Source organism: Nonomuraea sp. GTA35 (assembly GCF_041950525.1).
Classification (GTDB): Bacteria; Actinomycetota; Actinomycetes; order Streptosporangiales; family Streptosporangiaceae; genus Nonomuraea.
Window position 1 is genome coordinate 58,052 of record NZ_JBGNUV010000010.1, and the last position, 16,206, is coordinate 74,257.

General features: G+C 69.0%; 19 protein-coding genes and 1 tRNA gene. 9 read left to right on the forward strand and 11 right to left on the reverse strand.

The features are described from left to right. Window positions 1–8 precede the first annotated feature (8 nt). The 3 genes from ACBJ32_RS36870 to ACBJ32_RS36880 are packed head-to-tail and all read left to right on the forward strand — an operon-like array spanning window position 9 to window position 2,132. On the forward strand, window positions 9–467 hold the full coding sequence (locus tag ACBJ32_RS36870) for a MaoC family dehydratase (RefSeq protein ID WP_357874718.1): 459 nt from the start codon (window positions 9–11) through the stop codon (window positions 465–467). Window positions 468–507: 40 nt separating this feature from the next. After that, a complete protein-coding gene (locus tag ACBJ32_RS36875; protein WP_375130681.1) occupies window positions 508–975 on the forward strand; it encodes a SigE family RNA polymerase sigma factor in 468 nt (155 codons plus the stop codon). Next, complete coding sequence (locus ACBJ32_RS36880; protein ID WP_375130682.1) at window positions 972–2,132, forward strand: hypothetical protein; 1,161 nt, start codon at window positions 972–974, stop codon at window positions 2,130–2,132. Before ACBJ32_RS36875 ends, ACBJ32_RS36880 begins: the two co-directional genes overlap by 4 nt. Here ACBJ32_RS36880 and ACBJ32_RS36885 read toward each other — a convergent pair. Genes ACBJ32_RS36885 through ACBJ32_RS36900 form a run of 4 tightly spaced genes read right to left on the reverse strand, consistent with a single transcriptional unit; the run spans window position 2,122 to window position 4,902 of the window. Further along, complete coding sequence (locus ACBJ32_RS36885) at window positions 2,122–2,370, reverse strand: hypothetical protein (protein ID WP_375130683.1); 249 nt, start codon at window positions 2,368–2,370, stop codon at window positions 2,122–2,124. The two genes, ACBJ32_RS36880 and ACBJ32_RS36885, sit on opposite strands and share 11 nt — an antisense overlap. Next, window positions 2,367–3,884 (reverse strand): radical SAM protein, encoded by a 1,518-nt coding sequence (locus ACBJ32_RS36890; protein ID WP_375130684.1) that lies wholly within the window; start codon window positions 3,882–3,884, stop codon window positions 2,367–2,369. Before ACBJ32_RS36890 ends, ACBJ32_RS36885 begins: the two co-directional genes overlap by 4 nt. After that, window positions 3,881–4,618, reverse strand: coding sequence for a prolipoprotein diacylglyceryl transferase (locus ACBJ32_RS36895; protein WP_375130685.1), 738 nt, complete (start codon window positions 4,616–4,618; stop codon window positions 3,881–3,883). Before ACBJ32_RS36895 ends, ACBJ32_RS36890 begins: the two co-directional genes overlap by 4 nt. Before the next feature lie 5 nt (window positions 4,619–4,623). Continuing rightward, window positions 4,624–4,902: a hypothetical protein gene (locus ACBJ32_RS36900; protein ID WP_357874704.1), complete on the reverse strand. Its 279-nt coding sequence runs from the start codon at window positions 4,900–4,902 to the stop codon at window positions 4,624–4,626. Between the two features lie 123 nt (window positions 4,903–5,025). On the opposite strand from ACBJ32_RS36900, the gene ACBJ32_RS36905 reads away from it, so the two are divergent. Beyond that, entirely contained in the window at window positions 5,026–5,160 is a 135-nt protein-coding gene (locus ACBJ32_RS36905; protein ID WP_375130686.1) for a hypothetical protein, read from the forward strand. 886 nt (window positions 5,161–6,046) lie between these two features. Here ACBJ32_RS36905 and ACBJ32_RS36910 read toward each other — a convergent pair. Together ACBJ32_RS36910 and ACBJ32_RS36915 are read right to left on the reverse strand one after the other, a co-directional pair. Further along, window positions 6,047–6,688, reverse strand: coding sequence for a response regulator (locus tag ACBJ32_RS36910; protein WP_375130687.1), 642 nt, complete (start codon window positions 6,686–6,688; stop codon window positions 6,047–6,049). Between the two features lie 103 nt (window positions 6,689–6,791). Continuing rightward, window positions 6,792–8,066 (reverse strand): sensor histidine kinase, encoded by a 1,275-nt coding sequence (locus ACBJ32_RS36915; RefSeq protein WP_375130688.1) that lies wholly within the window; start codon window positions 8,064–8,066, stop codon window positions 6,792–6,794. A gap of 362 nt (window positions 8,067–8,428) precedes the next feature. Here ACBJ32_RS36915 and ACBJ32_RS36920 point away from each other — a divergent pair, with 362 nt between their 5' ends. Further along, window positions 8,429–8,620: a hypothetical protein gene (locus tag ACBJ32_RS36920; RefSeq protein WP_375130689.1), complete on the forward strand. Its 192-nt coding sequence runs from the start codon at window positions 8,429–8,431 to the stop codon at window positions 8,618–8,620. Between the two features lie 179 nt (window positions 8,621–8,799). Continuing rightward, window positions 8,800–8,872 (forward strand) — tRNA-Arg (locus ACBJ32_RS36925). A gap of 136 nt (window positions 8,873–9,008) precedes the next feature. Here ACBJ32_RS36925 and ACBJ32_RS36930 read toward each other — a convergent pair. The 5 genes from ACBJ32_RS36930 to ACBJ32_RS36950 all read right to left on the reverse strand — a co-directional run bounded on the left by ACBJ32_RS36930 (window position 9,009) and on the right by ACBJ32_RS36950 (window position 13,876). After that, a complete protein-coding gene (locus ACBJ32_RS36930) occupies window positions 9,009–9,617 on the reverse strand; it encodes a hypothetical protein (protein WP_375130690.1) in 609 nt (202 codons plus the stop codon). Window positions 9,618–10,074: 457 nt separating this feature from the next. Beyond that, entirely contained in the window at window positions 10,075–10,752 is a 678-nt protein-coding gene (locus tag ACBJ32_RS36935; protein ID WP_375130691.1) for a sulfotransferase domain-containing protein, read from the reverse strand. Window positions 10,753–10,786: 34 nt separating this feature from the next. Beyond that, entirely contained in the window at window positions 10,787–11,692 is a 906-nt protein-coding gene (locus ACBJ32_RS36940; RefSeq protein ID WP_375130692.1) for an RDD family protein, read from the reverse strand. A 346-nt stretch (window positions 11,693–12,038) separates the two neighbouring features. Next, window positions 12,039–12,788 carry a hypothetical protein gene (locus tag ACBJ32_RS36945; protein ID WP_375130693.1) on the reverse strand — a complete coding sequence of 250 codons (750 nt, stop codon included), beginning with the start codon at window positions 12,786–12,788 and terminating at the stop codon, window positions 12,039–12,041. 380 nt (window positions 12,789–13,168) lie between these two features. Continuing rightward, on the reverse strand, window positions 13,169–13,876 hold the full coding sequence (locus ACBJ32_RS36950) for a TetR/AcrR family transcriptional regulator (protein ID WP_375130694.1): 708 nt from the start codon (window positions 13,874–13,876) through the stop codon (window positions 13,169–13,171). Window positions 13,877–13,975: 99 nt separating this feature from the next. Between ACBJ32_RS36950 and ACBJ32_RS36955 the strand changes: the two genes are divergently transcribed. From ACBJ32_RS36955 to ACBJ32_RS36965, 3 genes are all read left to right on the forward strand, one after another. Beyond that, on the forward strand, window positions 13,976–14,914 hold the full coding sequence (locus ACBJ32_RS36955) for an NADP-dependent oxidoreductase (protein ID WP_375130695.1): 939 nt from the start codon (window positions 13,976–13,978) through the stop codon (window positions 14,912–14,914). A 110-nt stretch (window positions 14,915–15,024) separates the two neighbouring features. Then, window positions 15,025–15,453 (forward strand): NAD(P)H-binding protein, encoded by a 429-nt coding sequence (locus ACBJ32_RS36960; RefSeq protein WP_375130696.1) that lies wholly within the window; start codon window positions 15,025–15,027, stop codon window positions 15,451–15,453. 334 nt (window positions 15,454–15,787) lie between these two features. Next, on the forward strand, window positions 15,788–16,201 hold the full coding sequence (locus ACBJ32_RS36965; protein WP_375130697.1) for an ATP-binding protein: 414 nt from the start codon (window positions 15,788–15,790) through the stop codon (window positions 16,199–16,201). Window positions 16,202–16,206: the final 5 nt, after the last annotated feature.

Below are 16,206 nucleotides of genomic sequence, written 5' to 3' on the forward strand. Positions count from 1 at the left end.
TCGGGGCCATGCGGACCTTCGCGAACATCGATGAACTCAAGGCGGCCGTCGGCGAGAAGTTCGGCCCGACCGAGTGGCGCACGGTCACTCAGGAGCAGGTCAACACCTTCGCCGACGCCACCGACGACCATCAGTGGATCCACGTGGACGTGGAGCGGGCCAAGGAGGGGCCGTTCGGCGGCACGATCGCCCACGGGTACCTGACGTTGTCGTTGCTGCCGTCGTTCATGTTCTCCCTGATCAAGGTGGAGGGCATCGCGATGGGCGTCAACTTCGGCCTGAACAAGGTCCGCTTCCACACGCCGGTCCCGGTCGGCGCGCGGATCAGGGCCGTGGGCGAGCTCATCGACGTCAAGAACTCCCCCGCCGGCCACCTGTCCAGCCTGAAGATGACGATCGAGATCGAGGGCGAGAAGCGGCCGGCCTGCGTCGCCGAGACCCTCAGCCTGTACGTGCGCGCCGAATAGGCCGTGCAACAGCTGGCCGTGCGAGACGCTCCCTGGGTTCGTGGAGGAATTCGACGAGTTCGTCCGGGCCCGGGGCGATGCGCTTCTCCGGTACGGCTACGTGCTGGCCGGCAACTCCGAGGACGCCGCCGACCTCGTCCAGGAGGCGCTGGCCCGGCTGGGTGACGCCTGGCCCCGGGTGCGCCAGAAGCACGACCCTGAGGGGTATGTCCGTACGACCATGGTCCGGCTGCACATCAGGTCGTGGCGGCGGCGGCACCGGGAGGACCTGGTGGCCGCCGTGCCCGAGCGCGGCGAGCCCGACCGCTACGGCGACGCCGACCTGTGGGCCGAGCTCCAGGAGCTGCCCCGCAGGCAGCGGGCCGTGCTCGTGCTGCGGTACTACGAGGACCTGCCCGACCAGGAGATCGCCGCCATCCTCGGCGTCTCCCGGGGGACCGTGCGCAGCCAGGCGGCCCGTGCCCTGGACAAGCTCCGGATCAACCGAGAGGCACGGGTGCTGCGATGAGAAGCGAAGAGGATCTCGTACTGACCCTGCGGGCGGCGGCCGGGCAGGCCGGGCTGCCGGCGGATCTCGCGAGCGGTGTGGCCGGCCGGCGGCGCGCCCGGCGTACCAGGAAGCGGATGAGCGTGGCACTGGCGGCCGCGGCGTTGGTGGCGCTCGCGGGTGGCACGGGGGGCACGGTGGTGGTGATGTCGGACCGCGAGCAGCCCGCGATCTCCCCGGCCGGCATCGCTCCCGCCACCGAGGTGTGGCCCGAGGCCGTGATGAAGGTGCCCGCGGACAGGCTGCCCTTGACCGGGCTGAGCGCGACCGAAGTGCTGACGTACAGGGACAAGCGGTTCGAGGTGTACGACTCGGCGACAGGCAGGACGCGCGTGCTCGGCCGGACGCCGGTGGATCCGGCGCCGGTGGCGGTGGGCACCCGGTACATCGCGTGGGCCGGGGCGGCGTTCGACCTGTGGATCATGCCCAGGGATGGTGGCGAGGCCAGGCGCGTGGGCCGGGCCGCGGCCGAGGTGTACGAGCTCGCGGTCACGGACGGCTTCCTCCTCTGGTCGGGCGAGCAGAGCGGCATTTACCGGCTGCCGCTCGCAGGCGGCGCGCCGGAGCCGCTGCCCGGCGCCGCGACGCTGCGCCTGGCCTCCTGGCCGTGGGCCCACGAGTGGGACGCCGCAGGCAACGTGACCAGGATCGTCAACCTCGAGACCGGCGGCTCCACCGGCGTGGCGGTACCCCTGGGCGCCGACCGGTGGCAGTGCGGCGCCGAATGGTGCACGGGCATGCTGGACGGCCGCCTGATCGTGCAGCGAGTGGACGGATCAGGGCGGCGGACCCTGCCGGGCATGCTGATGGGTTACGGCGTCTGGTGGCTGCTCGACGACCGGCACGCCCTGTTCCGCGTCTACGAACCGGACGTGAACAAGGCCGGCGTGCCGCTCGCCGCCGTGTACGACCTCGCCACCGGGGAGCTGGCCGGGGTCGGCGAGCGGACTCCGGGGGTCGAGGGCGGCGACGTGGGCCGGATCCAGCACTCCTCCACGCTCTTCTGGGACGCCGCCGCCCGGTTCTACCAGCACTGCGCGGACCGGGCCTGCGAGATCAGGACGCGGGGCGGCGGCGAGGAGTACACCGTGCTCAACCCGATGGCGATCAGACGATGATCGCCACCAGGGCGACCAGCCCGATGAGGCCGAGGTAGGCCAGCACGAGCCGGGTGTCCCGGAGGAAGCACTTGCTCCGGGTCAGCCCCGCCCGCCGCGCCTTCCAGTACCCCGCGAACCCCAGCGCCGCGAACCCCAGCACCGCCCACGGCCCGAGCAGCCACGCCAGCAGCGCCACGGTCGCGTACACGCACAACCGGAGCGGGTCGTACGGCTGCTTGGCGGGTGTCCGTGTCACCGGGCCACCGCCGAGAGCCGCTGCCCGGACAGCTCAGGCCACGCCTGCACGGCGCAGAACGGCGCGCACTGGTCCTGCTCGGCGCGGGTGCCCACGTGCACGCAGCACTGCGTGAGCCGCTCCTCGATCATCGTGGAGATGTCCATGAACGGTTTCACCGTGATCCGCACGACCCGCTCCCCGAGCATCCTGCGCAGCTTCCTGCGCCGCCCGGGCAGCGCCGACGACGCGAGGGCGAGCAGGGTGGAGACGCCGAGGTCGCAGTTCTCGCAGATGGTCCGCCACAGGTCGCCGACCTGCGGGTGCGACAGCGACGACTGCTCGGAGAGCAGTCCGAGCAGCGACTCCTGTACGGCCAGGCGCAGCTCCTTCGGCAGCTCGGTGTCGGCGATGCGGTTGGAGACCAGGCCGAGGTTCTCCTTGAGCCGGTCGTGGCCGATCAGCGCGGTGAGCGAGCGCCACTGCCGGGCGTCGTCGCGGATGAGGTAGCCGACCGAGCAGCAGTGGGGGTGGGAGCAGGGCAGGGCGGTCAGGTCGCGCCAGGTCACCAGGCCGCCGGTCTGCGGGCCGAGCCGCTTGAGCACGCCGGTGTGGGTGAGGCGGTCGTTCGGGTCGATGGCGCCCGACCGGCCGGAGCCGAACTGGGGTTGCAGGGACACGCCGCCGACGTACGGGGTGTCGAGCGCGAGGCGTACGACGTCGCCGATCTCGCCGTCGTTCACGCCGAGGGCGGCGGTCATGACGAGGGTGGTGAAGATCTCGCGTTCGGACAGGCGCTCGATGGCCTCGGCCTTGACCCGGGTCAGGTCGCCGCCCCGGTGGTGCCTGGACGCGTCGGCCGAGGTGCCGTCGTACTGGAGGTAGACCTCGACGCGGTCCCTGTGCTCGGTGAGGAGGTCGAGCAGGGAGTCGTCCCTGGCGATGAGGACGCCGTTGGTGTTGATCAGGATGCGGGTGATCGGGCGGGCGCTCAGCTCGGCGAGGAGGGTCTTCAGCTCGGGGTGGAGGGTGGGCTCGCCGCCGCTGAGCATGAGGACGTCGAGCTTGCCGTTCTCCCGCCGCAGGCGCTGGTCGACGTTGGACAGGACGTCGGGGACCGGGACGACGCCGGTCAGGTCGGGCGAGCTGCCGGCGAAGCAGGTGGGGCAGCGCAGGTTGCAGGTCTCGGCGATGTCCTCGAGGAGGATGCAGGTGTGCTGGGTCTGGAGCTCGGGCAGGCCTTGGAGGTAGGCGGAGGGGATCGGCGCGAAGTTGCCGACGGTGTCCGGGACGTGCTGCTTGGTGGGGGCGGTCCACTCCTCCAGATATTTCAGGATTTCTGGGTCCTCGTCGTACAGGGTGCGGATGAATCCGTGTTCGCGGCATCCGCGCTCCAGCCACACGCGGCCGTCGCGTTCGGCCAGATAGCCGCTCAACCGCTCGACCCTGTCGAGGGCGCGGCCGTGGCAGCTCGGGCAGAACGCGTTGACGTACCTGAGGATGCGGTCGCCCCGCAGGCCCATCCCTGCGCTCATGTCATGACCTTTCGCTCTCGCTTGAACAGGGGGGTGTAGTAGCCGCGCCGCCAGCCGTACGCGAGCCTGACGGCGAGCAGCAGCAAGCCCGGGATCAGGAACCACTGGGGCCGGGTCAGGTCCAGCCAGACCGTCTCGTTGGCCCGGGTGAACTCGACGAGGAAGCGGAAGGCGGCGTACGCGGCGACGTACAGCGTGAACAGCTCGCCCGGCCGGGTCAGCCGCTCGCGCGCCCAGATGAGCGCGGCGAAGGCGGCGAGCTGGAAGATGATCTCGTAGATGAACGACGGATGCATCGCCTGGCCCGTCAGGCAGGCGGGGCATTCGGGGGTCGTGGGCGAGGCGTGCACGCCCCAGGGCAGATCGGTCGGCCTGCCGGGCGCCTCCGTCAGGTGGCATCCGATCCTGCCCACCGCCATGCCGAGCGCCACCGCCGGGGCGAACAGGTCGCCGGTCCGCTCCCTGTAGCCGATGATCCGCTTGGCCACCAGGACCCCGACGTAGGCGCCGGTCAGGCCGCCCAGGATGCTCCGCGAGCCGTACAGCCACAGGCTCTCCAGCTGGAGCGTCTCCAGCCAGCCCGCCAGCCGCATCCCGATCGCGCCGCCGACCAGCGCGCCGGCGACGGCTACCAGTGACTGCTCATTGAGAGCTCCGCGCCTGCGGGCCTCCCGTACGAAGACGACGGCCGCCGCCGCCACGCCGAGGCCGACGAAGATTTCGTGAAGGGGCATGGCGGTCAGGCGTACAGGCTCGGGTTGATACCGGTGCAGATCCCCGCGGACAGGATCGACCACAGCGCCCAACCGATCATGAGCCCCAGCCCCAGGCCCCTGCTCCATGGTTTGCGTACGAAGCACAGCCCGATGCCGGCTCCGAGCCCGACGAGCGCCAGGAGCGCCGCGCCGGCGGCGAGGTAGGGGGTGGGGCTGCCGCTGGCGCCCATGGCGGCGAAGAAGATGAAGAAGCCGATCACGGCGTTGAGGGCGCTGTAGATGCCCAGGCCGGCGAAGAGCATGCCGACGAGCATGCCTGTGGAGCTGGTGCTCGGGGGCGGGGGTGGGGGCGGCGGGGGGCCGTAGCCGCCCGCGTGGGTGTGCGGCGGGGGGCCGTACGATGGCGGGCCTGCGGGGGGCGGCGGGTGCTGGCTGTGGGGCTGGCCTGCGTACGGCGGCTGCCCGTGGGACGGTGGCTGTCCTTGGAACGGTGGCTGTCCCTGGGGCGGGGCACCCTGGGGTACGCCCCCGTACGGCGGCTGCCCCTGCGCCTCGTATGACGGCTGACCACCCTGAGACCCGCCACCCCCGAATGGCGGCTGACCACCCTGAGACCCGGAACCGCCGTATGACGGCTGACCACCCTGAGACCCGGCACCCCCGAATGACGGCTGACCACCCTGGGAAGACGGCTCGCCTTGAGAGGACTGACCGGAGGGCGACTCCCATGGGAAGGCATGCCCACGAGGCGATTCCTCGCCCGAGGGCTGCCCGGGCCCGGCGTCCGGCGGCAGGAACGACGGCCGGCCGACATGCCCACGCCCCCGATCCCCAGAGTCGGCCCCTGCACCTGGATCCGGCGCCACCAGCGGCCCCGGCACCCCGGACGGGGGCGGCATGATCTCCGGCTCCCCACTCGGAGGCGGCACGGCAACCGGCTCGCCACTCGGAGGCGGCACACGGACCTGCTCCCCGCCGGGAGGCGGCATGATGACCGGCTCGCCGCTCGGAGGCGGCGGCAGGGACTCCGATCCCTCCTCCGGCACCGCCCCTGCCCCTGATCCCTGGTCAGGCTCCTCGGACGGCGGAGGTGGTGGCGTTGTACTCATTGGCTTGGTCTACCCCTCTAGTCATGATCAGACTAGACACCCGCAATTGTCATCGGATCAACACCTCACCACACCCGGCCGCACACCGCACGGTCCCCTAGCCACCCCGCGCACGACAGCCCACACAGGGCCCTCGTCATACCGCACCCGACAGCCCGCACAAAGACCCTCACCTCACCGCGCACAAGACCCTCGCCACACCACACACGACAGGCCGTCGCCACAACTCAACCGACAACCCCGCACACGACCTTCGCCACACCAACCACACACCCACGAGGCCCTCGCAACAGCCCGTCGAGCAGCCCCTCACCGCCCGTTCAACGCCAACGACGCCCTACAACCCCTCCGAGTAATAGATCGCGGCCTGCACCCGGCTCTTCAACCCCAACTTGTTCAACACCCGGCTGACATGCGTCTTGGTCGTGGCCTCCGCCATGTCCAGCTCCTTGGCGATCTCAGCGTTGGACAACCCCCGCCCGATACAAGCCAGCACCTCCTTCTCCCGAGGCGTCAACCCAGCCGCCCCAGCCGATTCCTCCCCCACCGCCCGACGCACCGACATCTGCTCAGCGAAGGCAGCGATCAGCTTCCGCGTAACCCCCGGCGAAATCAGCCCATCCCCCCGCGCCACCACCCGGACCGCCTCGATCAAAGCCTCAGCGTCAGCGTTCTTCAGCAAAAACCCGGCCGCCCCGGCCCGCAACGCCCCGAACACGTACTCATCGACGTCGAACGTCGTAAGAATCAGCACATCACAAACACCGGCCAGCTCCCGGGTGGCGGAGATCCCGTCGAGCCGAGGCATCCGGACATCCATCAACACCACGTCGGGCCGCAGCTCCCGAGCCATGGCCACAGCCTGCTCGCCATCACCGGCCTCTCCCACGACCTCGATGTCATCCACCCCACCCAGGATCAGCACGATCCCAGCCCGGACCGCCGCATGATCGTCAGCCACCAGCACCCTGATGGTCACCAGCCACCTCCACCAAGCCGACTACATCTGTCACCCACCGGCCGTCCGGGGGCCTACCCGCCACACATCTCAAGCTTGAGAACGCCTCACCTTGCCGTGCCACTCACCCACCCGGACCACCACCACCCGTCCCGAACCGAACCCCTCTCCCCGCACCACCATCACCGAGCCGGAACCCGGCCCCAGCTTCACCATCGGAAATCCCCGAACGAGTCACGTCCACAGCGGTAGGAAGAACCGCCAGGACCCGCCACCGCCCCTCGCCACCACTCACCCGCTCCCCGTCCCACACCTCTCCCGCATCGAAGAACCCGCCGACGAGCGAAGCCCGCTCCCGCATGCCGATGAGCCCCGCCCCGGCTCCCGGCAGCTCGACTCGCCGCCCCCGTGCCCCAAGGGCGTTCTCGACGCTCAGGCAGACCCGCTCACCCTCGTGAACGACAGCAACCGACACGGGCGAACCTCCATGCTTGAGCGCATTGGTCAACGCCTCCTGCAAGATCCGATACCCGGCGAGATCGACGGCCGCGGGCAGCTCCCGAGCCTCCCCCTCGACCCGGACCTCCACCGTCATCCCTGCCCGCCGCACCCGTTCGACCAGGGTCTCCGCGTCAGCCAGCCGAGGCCGCGTTGCCTCGTTCTCCCCCTCGTCGCCTTCCCGCCGCAACAGCCCGATCATGGTCCGCATCTCGGCCATCCCCTTGACGCTGTTCTCCCGTACGGACTCCATCACCTTCCGCACGGTCTCCCGGTCAAGGTCCTTGCGTGAGAGCGCGGCAGTCGACTGGATGGCGATGGCGCTGAAGTGATTGGCGATCATGTCATGCAACTCGCGCGCCATCCGCGTACGCTCAGCGGCCACGGCCGCCTGCCGGTCCAGCTCCGCAAGATGAGCCACCTGCTCGGCCCGCACCCTCTCGGCCGCGGCCCGATCACGCTGCTCCCGCAGCACCACCGCGGTGATGACAGGCGTGATGAGCACCAACCCGGCCTGCACCCCCATGACGGCCAGCATCCGCCAATCCTCTGCCAGGAACCCCGCCACGGCCCCCGCCACAACCGCCAGCACCCCAGTGACCCCGAGCAGCACCCGGGCGAACCGAGCCGGCCCATAGAGCGCAGCAGCGTAGAGATTGTCGGTGAAGACCAGAACCGTCCCCAGCGACGGCCCCACGAACCCGTCGACCACGATCCCGACCACCCCCAGCCCCAAAGAGGCCAGCGGAGCCCGCTGCCGCACCAGAACTCCCGCGCAGGTGAACGCCAACGGCACGGCCAGCACCCACGTGGGCACACCGCGTTCGAGATGGGACCCGCCCGCGATCAGCACCAGACCCACCGCGAAGGCGAGCCCGGCCCCCAGCACCGCCTGCTTCATGCCCTCATCCCACCACCTCCCGCCCGCCCCTCCCTCCTACGAAGGTCCTCCTGTGGATACACCCTTCGATGTATCCACAGGCAGCGACTTATCCACAGGCGCAAGCCGCAACAGGGGCAGGCCATGCCCCAATCCATCCACCAGGTAGGGGTTCGTGGACATAGAGGCGGAGATTCGCAAGCTGAAACTCCGTGTGGACGCCCTCGAAGCAAGCGTGCGCTCCGGCAGCAGAGCCTCCGGCCGCCGCACGAGGGTACGACGCCGGCACATGAACATCCCGGCCCAGAACTGCACCCCACCGAGGACATAAACCCGAAACCCCACCAACTCCGCCGGACGTCACCCACCTGAACGCCGCCACCATGAGCCTTCAGATCGAGCTGTCCCAGGACCTCTCCGCCCTGAACGACGAGATCGGAGGTGTCACAAGGCATTCAAACGACCACTTCGCCAAGTTCCGCTCACAGATCCAGGGCCAGCACCACGCCGTCCACCGCAGACTCACCGACCTGGCACTGATGATCGAACGCCTGGCGAAGAAGCTGGACGCCTAGATCACCCTGGGCCCCTGCCCCTCTTCGAGAGGACCATCTCACCCTTAACCCCAGGTCAACGCCACGCGCGCCCACCTCAACCGCCCGGCGAACACCCCAAGCTCGAACCCGCGACCCCATGCTTCCCGATTCTGGTTCGAGGCACTCCTCAAAACCCGCTATGCTTGCTTACGCAGCGAGCGGCCGTAGCTCAATGGATAGAGCATCTGACTACGGATCAGAAGGTTAGGGGTTCGAGTCCTCTCGGCCGCGCAGCAGGTGAAAGGCCCTTCGGGATGATCCCGGAGGGCCTTTTTCGTGGCCGTACAGCAGCGTCGTACAGCAACGCAGCCCGACACAGCCGATCCCACACATCCAGCTCATGCCGACGGGACACCGGCCGCGCTACTCAGACACCGCCGAGGCCCTCTCGAAGGCGGTGGACCCACTCCGCAGGGAAGACCTGCTCAAGCCGCTCCCTGCTGGTCCCCAACAGCCCCTCCTTCGCCAAGGGGAGGAGGGCACCGTCCTGAACGGCCTTGTGATCCTCGGGCGCGGGGCAGATCAGGACGGCTAGGATCCGACATCCTCGTTGAAGCTCCTCGATCCCCGCCGTGTGGATCATGCTCTTGATGGGCTCCCATGCCGTCCGTACGGCAAGACCCACCAGCGCATCGAGGAGAACGCTGCGGCCCTCGGCCTTCCGGGACTGCAGGATGACCGTTGTCACGTACTCCGGGATTCGGTCGATGGCCTTCGAAAATTTTTCGATGGCCTCCGCCACGGCGACGAGAAGATCACACCAGAAATGACTGTTAAGTTGCCTTCTGGCCTCTCGCGGCTTGCTCCCGCCGAACCTCTTATCGAGCTCCTGGATTACGGGGCCGGCAAGGATGTCCCCGATTTCCTGGATGCGGTCGATGGTGTCCGGGTTTTCGGATAGCCAGTCAACGAGGTCGACTGTGGCGCTATCGGTGGCTGCCGCCTGTCTGTCCTTGGATGGCTTGCGTCGCCCCACGGGAGGCCGAGTTCTGGCCCAGGCAAGGTCACTGTCATCTCTCGCCTTTTGACGAGCAACGGGAGAGGGGTCTCGGGCCGACGCGAGACCGTTGGTCCAGCCGTGCTGCGCCCCTCCACAGGCGGAACATCCGCAGTAATGTCCCTTCGCCCGCTCGCAGATCACAGGGTGCGTCATTCGCTCTCCGCTTCGTCCGGCCTAGTGAACTGGCGCCTCACCGGAAGCCCCATTCTTTGAACCACAAGCAGCGAAAAGCGAAATGACCACCGTAGCCAGTCCGGCATATCCCTTCGGTTATGACGAGATCCTGGGCACACACATAGGTCCTCTGGGATACCCCCAGAGGACCTATGTGTGATACCGAGAGATTAGTTATGTCTCGCTTCAACGGTCGAGGCTCTGATTGAGCCGATCAAAGCCGACCCTGGACCGGAAACGCAAAGGGCGGACCTAGCCTTCACCCATCGCGTGAATACCCAAGCATCTTCATGGCCGTGACGTTGTCGGGGCGGGACCAGAAGAGCTGGTGCAGCTCCTCTGGCAGCTCGTCCGAGTGTGTGCCGGTGTGTCCTCTGCGGAAGAAGCCGTCATCGACCTGGTGGAGCTCTGCAAAGGTGGGAATGTGGGCATCAGGCAGTGGTCGTAGGCTCGGTGCCAGCGTGGCCAGCACCTTCTTGACGCTCCGTCGCGGTTCGCGGATCAGCTCCTCGTAGCGGAGCATCACGCGATGGGGTACGGGCGGATGTAGCCAGCTCAGTACGTTCTGGCCCCAACTGCCCGTCCCTGCCTCGTCACGACGGTTGATCATTGTGCGGATCTCGGCCCCGATATCAGGCCCATCGGTCAGGTGGGCCCATGACGTTATGGCGTCGCGGCCATCTCGGACAAGACAGATCGCGCGATCTTCTTCCCCGGCACGCTGCCGGTGCGTCTTGACGAAGTGCAGCTTCTCGGAGGCGCGCATCTCCTCGATCGAGGAGGGACGCTCCTCGTAGCCGATCATGTCGGGGCCAAGCCGCGCGGCCACGCCGTCGACGTCGTAGACGGTGGAGGTGCGCACGCCGTACAGCCGCCACAGAATGATGCGGAGGAAGGTGTTGCCTGATCGGGGGAACGAGGCAACCCAGATGATCACGGCCTCAACGGTAACGCCTTCGAGCGCGGCGCAGCTACAGCAGATCGCGCACAACCCGAGTGCCAGCGAGGCGGTCATGCAAGGTGCGAGCGGCCGGGTCGGCCACCGACCACAGAACGTCCACCAGGAGCACGACAAGCCCGCACTGTGGCACGCAGATGAGGACGGGGAAGACGAGCGCGCGGACCGCGGCCCTGCGCCAGCCCGGCCAGTGGCCGGTATCGGCGGAGACGACGCGGATGCGCATGAGCCGCTTGCCGAACGTCCGTCCCGTCAGGACGTAAAAGAACGCGGGCACAGCGACAAGCAGCGATGTCGGTTCGTTGACGCGGAACCAGTTCAGGAGGCCGTAATCCAAGCTGCTGAACCCTCCCGCGAAGAAACCCAGGAAGGCGACGAAGATCAAGTAATCGAAGGTGAACGCCACCGCCCGGCGCCCGGCGAATCCACTCGGCCAGGTGTCCCTCGCGGTCCGGGTGGCCAGCAGCACCAGCAACGCGGAGAGCAAGAGGATCGACTCTGCAGGCCCGTAGGCGCACGCCACGGTCGCGAACCACTCGCCGCTGAGCACGGGGATCACCGAGCAGCCGTCCTCCGCCATGTACGAAGGGGTGGCCGGCCCAACTATCGCGAGAAGGACGAGGAGGCCGGCCACCCGGTAACCGGTGATCGCCCTGTTGCCGACGGCGGCCGACATCAGGAACCCCGTGAGGACGAGGATGGAGGGCACGCCCCATACGACGGCCAGGTTCGCGATCTCATAGGCGTCCCCCAGAGACACCGACGCCAGCCTGGTGAGGCTGAAGCCGCCGGTGTCAACCAACCCCACACAGCCGAGGACGGCATAGGAGGACCCGTACTCGGCTTGCCAGGCGCCCCAGGTCGAGTACGCTGCGGCGGCTAGGGCGGCCACCCAAGCGAGGTGGGCCAATCGCGACAAGATGATCTCCGTTTTCGCGACACCCTAGCGGTATGGGCAACACTCCATATCCACCCGTGGCACCGTGGTGGTGTCGTTGATCCGGTAAGTTCCCAAGGCCCAGAGCGGCTCGTGTCCGTGATCGAGCGTTTCGGCTGCTCATGAACGTCAAACGCCGCCCGCGGTTCATGCGCCAAGCAACGGAACACACCGGGCGACCTCGCCTCAGGGCGCGGTGAGAAGTTCAGCGCCCGTACGGTCCTCCCAGTGGAGCGCCGGTGAGGGTCCGCCTACATCCACGAAGCTTCCTGAAGCCGGTCTGCGCCCTCATCTGCTGGCGACGCCTCACCTCATTGCGGTAGCAGCCCTAAGCCACCTTCGACGAGGGCACCGTCCAGGTGTTGCAGGACCCCGGGTCGCCGGTGCGGAAACCGGCCCGGATCCAATGCTTGACGTTGTCGTCCCGGACGTATCCCAGGACCTGGTTCCAATCCTCGGTGGTCCTGCCCTTGATCGGCCAGACGCTCTGGATGAACGCGCCACCCAGACATTCGACCTGCAGGTACATGCGCCGGAGCTGCTCCTGGTGCTCGGCTTTGCTACCGGCCCTGAGGTCTTCGCCGGCGTCGTAAAGGCCGGTCAGCTTCTGCACGTGGTAGCCGTACATCAGCGCGGCCTCGTTGAAGAGCAGGAGGTCGGACGGAGACGCAAGCCAGGAGGGGCCGAGTTTGAACGACAGCGTGCGGTCCCAGTCGCAGTACCACACCTCGGAATCCCGGCTGCTCTCTTCGTCGGAACCGCAGTAGTTCTTGGGCAGGCGCTTCACGTACCGGACTTTGACCGGCTCATACGGCAGGCCGGCCTTTTTCAGATACGGCCCCCACGTGTTCTCCAGGCAGCGGATGACCTCGTCGATGTAGGCGCGGGCCTGCTCGGAATTGTACGGCTCAATCGGCAGCTCGTCGCATGTCGTCGGCGGCAGCGGGCCCGCCTCGTACAGGGCGTTCTTGGTGAGGACGGGGTTTTTCACGGGAAATGCCGAGGCATCCGCGGACGCCGTTCCGGCTAAGGGGGTGATCAGGGCGCAGGCGAGCGCCGCGATCTTAAGAAGCTTCACGTGGGGCGACAATAGGGCCCCCATAGATGGCCGGTCAACGTCCGAAGGCGTCTCGGTGCCCCGCGCGGGCCGGTTGAGTCTTCCATTTCCTCGGAAGAGAGCCAGACGCCTTCCCTGCCCCCGCCAGAGATTCAGATATGCATAGGTCGTTTCTGCACCGGCTGGATTCCGCGCACCATGGTCGTCTACGGCCATGGCGTGCCGTCCTTCTGGCGGCTGCCCCGGCAAGGATGCGTGAGGGGAACGGCCTACCGGACTCACTCCAGGCCTCCAGCACCTGGAGACCGGCCGCTTCCTGGGTACGACGGCTGAGCTGTGCGGCTACCTGAGCGCTGCACGAGAGCGGGGACCTCGCGTGCTCGCCCACGGCCACGTGCTGCTCACCCCGTGTCCCCCTCAGGACCGGAAGCGGTGCGGGTGAGGCGAACCATGGCCCGGTACAGGGCGGTGGGTGCGGGGGCCGGATCCAGCGGGGGCAGGTCGGCGCCGGGGGCGGCGTAGGCGCGCAGCATCTGGCCGACCAGGCGGCGCCACGCGTCGGGGGCGGCGTCCCCGGCGGCGGCGATGACGCCGGCGTTGGCCATCAGCAGGATGGGCATGTCCCGGTCGGTGAAGTCCTCGCGCAGGTGGCCGGTGGCCTTGGCGCGGGCGATGAGGTCGAGGAAGCTGTGGTAGGCCTCGGCGCGGCGCTTCTCCAGGGCTTTGGCGGCGGGGAAGGTCATGGCCAGCACTTCGGCGAAGCCGCGGTCGGCGGCCTGCATGGCGCAGACGGCCTGGACGTAGCCGACGAAGCCGTGCCAGGGGTCGGGGTCGGCCAGCGCCTCGGCGACGGCGGCGGCGTAGGCGTCCATGCGGTCGGCGAAGACGGCGTTGATGAGTTCTTCGCGGGTGGCGAAGCGGCGCGACAGGGTGGCCTTGCCGACGCCGGCGGCGCGGGCGATGCAGGCCATGGAGACGCCGAGGCCGTGGCTGGCGAACAGGCGGCGGGCAGCGGCCACGATGCGTTCGCGGTTGCGTTCGGCGTCGGCGCGCAGTCCCGGTCCGGGCTGCTCGCCGGAAGGCTCGGGGGCGTCGGCGGGAAGATCCATGCCGTTCACTCTACCCAAGTGGAACAACCTACCCATTTCTGTTGTTACGCTGGCACCGCAAAACGGGTAACCCGTTCCACTTCTTGAGAGGTGCAGATCATGCGTGCCGTAACGCTGAACTCCGTCCCCGAGACCCCGGCCCTGGCCGAGCTCCCCACCCCGCAGCCCGAGGCCGGGGAGGTCCTGGTGAAGGTCGCCGGCTCCTCGGTCAACGGCTTCGACCTGTCGGTCGCCGCCGGCTACCTGCAGCAGATGATGGAGCACCGCTTCCCGCTGGTGGTGGGCAAGGACTTCGCCGGCACCGTGGAGGCGCTCGGCGAGGGCGTCGAGGGCTTCGCGGTCGGGCAGGCGGTCTTCGGCGTGGTGATGAAGCCGTTCCTGGGCCCCGGCGCGATGGCCGAGTACCTCACCGTGCCCGCCGGCTACGGCATCGCTCCCCTCCCCGAGGGCCTGGCCGCTGCGGAGGCGTCCGCGCTGGGCCTGGCCGGCACGGCGGCGCTGGACAGCCTCAACGCCGTCGCCCCGGCGGAGGGCGAGACCGTGCTGGTCTCCGGCGCCACCGGCGGGGTGGGCGCGCTGGCCGTGCAGCTGGCCGCCGCCCGCGGCGTCCGGGTGATCGCCACCGCCCGTCCCGGTGCCGAGGCCGACTTCGTCACCGGCCTCACCGGCACCGAGGTCGAGCTCGTGGACTACAGCGGCGATCTGCCGGCGCAGGTCCGCGCGCTCGCTCCGGAAGGTGTGGACGCCGTGCTGCACCTGGCGGGCGACGGCGTCGAGCTGGCGGGGCTGCTGCGCCGGGGTGGCCGGCTCGCCTCCACCCTCGGCCTGGCCCCGGATGCCGTCCCGGGCGTCGAGGTCACCGTCCACACCATCATGGCCGACCCGAACCAGCAGACCCTGACCGAGCTGGCCACCCAGGCCGCCGCCCGCGTGCTGCGCGTCCCGGTCACCGCGACCTACCCGCTGGAGCAGGCCCCCGAGGCGTTCGCCGCCTTCGGCGCGGGAACGCTCGGCAAGATCGCCGTCACCTGCGCCTGACGGTCCTCGCCATGGAGTCCGAGATCGTCTGCACCGGCTGAGCAGCCGCGATCGCCACGCCGGAGGCGCTTGTCCCGACCCGCGAAGGAAACCGTGACGAACATCGCCCTGTGGATCGTGCAGGCCGTGCTGGCCGCCATGTTCGGCATCGCCGGAACGCCATCGACGCCGCCCGCCAGGCCGGCGTGCCGCACCTGGTCCACACCTCGGGATTGCAGGCGCCGACGACGATCCTGCGGCTCGCGGCCGACCACAAGGCCACCGAGGAGCTCGTCACCGCCTCCGGCATCCCCGCGACCTTCCTGCGCAACGGCTGGTACACCGAGAACCACCTGCAGGACTTCGCCGCCGCCCGGGAACGCGGCGTCATCGCCAACAGCATCGGCGCCGCCCCGCGCAAGGAGTTCGCCGAGGCCGCCGCCGTCGTGCTCAGCACGCCCGGCCACGAGGGCAAGGCCTACGAGCTGTCCGGCGACGTCGCCCGGCTCATCGGCCGCCCGGCCCAGCCCCTGGCCGAGACCATGAAGACGTGGCTGTGACCCGCTGACCGAGCCGGAGCACGAGGGTGACCGCGCCGAGATCCGGGTCCGGGACGCCGCCCCCGTGTTTCTGCCTGGCGCGGCGAATCAGACCCTGCCGGTGGTTGATCGCTCCGGCTGAGGGCATGATGGAGGCAAGCACTGGCTGCCCCAGACCCCGGCGGTCCCATTCCGTTGTGAAGGACCGTGATAACGGTGGCCGGCCGACGCCCGTCCCCTGGCTCAGCAGCCGAGACAGTTCCGCAGACCCACACCCGCGGCGACGGCCGCGTCACGGCGGTCAAGAGACCGCGGCCGTTACCGGCCTCTCCGCTGCGAGCGGAGGGGAGGCCGGATGACCAGCTTCCTGAACGGTGACCGGCAGTCGCTGCTGGCCTGCCGCTTCACGCACACGGATCTGCCCAGGCTGCGCCACATGGTGGCCTGGCAGGCCGCCCGCGCGGGACTGGCCGGGATGCGGTGGGACGACTTCGTGCTGGCGGTCCATGAGGGGTCGGTCAACGCTGTCGGTCACGGCGGCGGAACGGGGCGGCTCCGGCTGTGGCGCAACGAGGCAGCGTTGTGCTGCCAGATCAGCGACGACGGGCCGGGCGCTCTGGCCGGTCGCCTGGACGGGACCGCGGTGCCCGAACCGGACAGCACCGGCGGGCGGGGCATGTGGCTGATCCGGCAGCTCGCCGACGAGATCACTTTTACCAGCGGCGCGGAAGGCACGTTGTTGTGGATCGCCTTCCGTCTGCCGGGCTGATCCCG

Excerpts from the sequence above, each read along its gene's own strand:
- ACBJ32_RS36900 (WP_357874704.1), bottom strand. The coding sequence starts at position 4,902 with ATGCTCTTCGCCGGCCTGGGCATCTACAGCGCCCTCAACGCCGTGATC.
- ACBJ32_RS36890 (WP_375130684.1), bottom strand. The coding sequence starts at position 3,884 with ATGAGCGCAGGGATGGGCCTGCGGGGCGACCGCATCCTCAGGTACGTC.
- ACBJ32_RS36920 (WP_375130689.1), top strand. The coding sequence starts at position 8,429 with ATGAGCCTTCAGATCGAGCTGTCCCAGGACCTCTCCGCCCTGAACGAC.
- ACBJ32_RS36895 (WP_375130685.1), bottom strand. The coding sequence starts at position 4,618 with ATGCCCCTTCACGAAATCTTCGTCGGCCTCGGCGTGGCGGCGGCGGCC.
- ACBJ32_RS36915 (WP_375130688.1), bottom strand. The coding sequence starts at position 8,066 with ATGAAGCAGGCGGTGCTGGGGGCCGGGCTCGCCTTCGCGGTGGGTCTG.
- ACBJ32_RS36880 (WP_375130682.1), top strand. The coding sequence starts at position 972 with ATGAGAAGCGAAGAGGATCTCGTACTGACCCTGCGGGCGGCGGCCGGG.
- ACBJ32_RS36870 (WP_357874718.1), top strand. The coding sequence starts at position 9 with ATGCGGACCTTCGCGAACATCGATGAACTCAAGGCGGCCGTCGGCGAG.
- ACBJ32_RS36955 (WP_375130695.1), top strand. The coding sequence starts at position 13,976 with ATGCGTGCCGTAACGCTGAACTCCGTCCCCGAGACCCCGGCCCTGGCC.
- ACBJ32_RS36950 (WP_375130694.1), bottom strand. The coding sequence starts at position 13,876 with ATGGATCTTCCCGCCGACGCCCCCGAGCCTTCCGGCGAGCAGCCCGGA.
- ACBJ32_RS36965 (WP_375130697.1), top strand. The coding sequence starts at position 15,788 with ATGACCAGCTTCCTGAACGGTGACCGGCAGTCGCTGCTGGCCTGCCGC.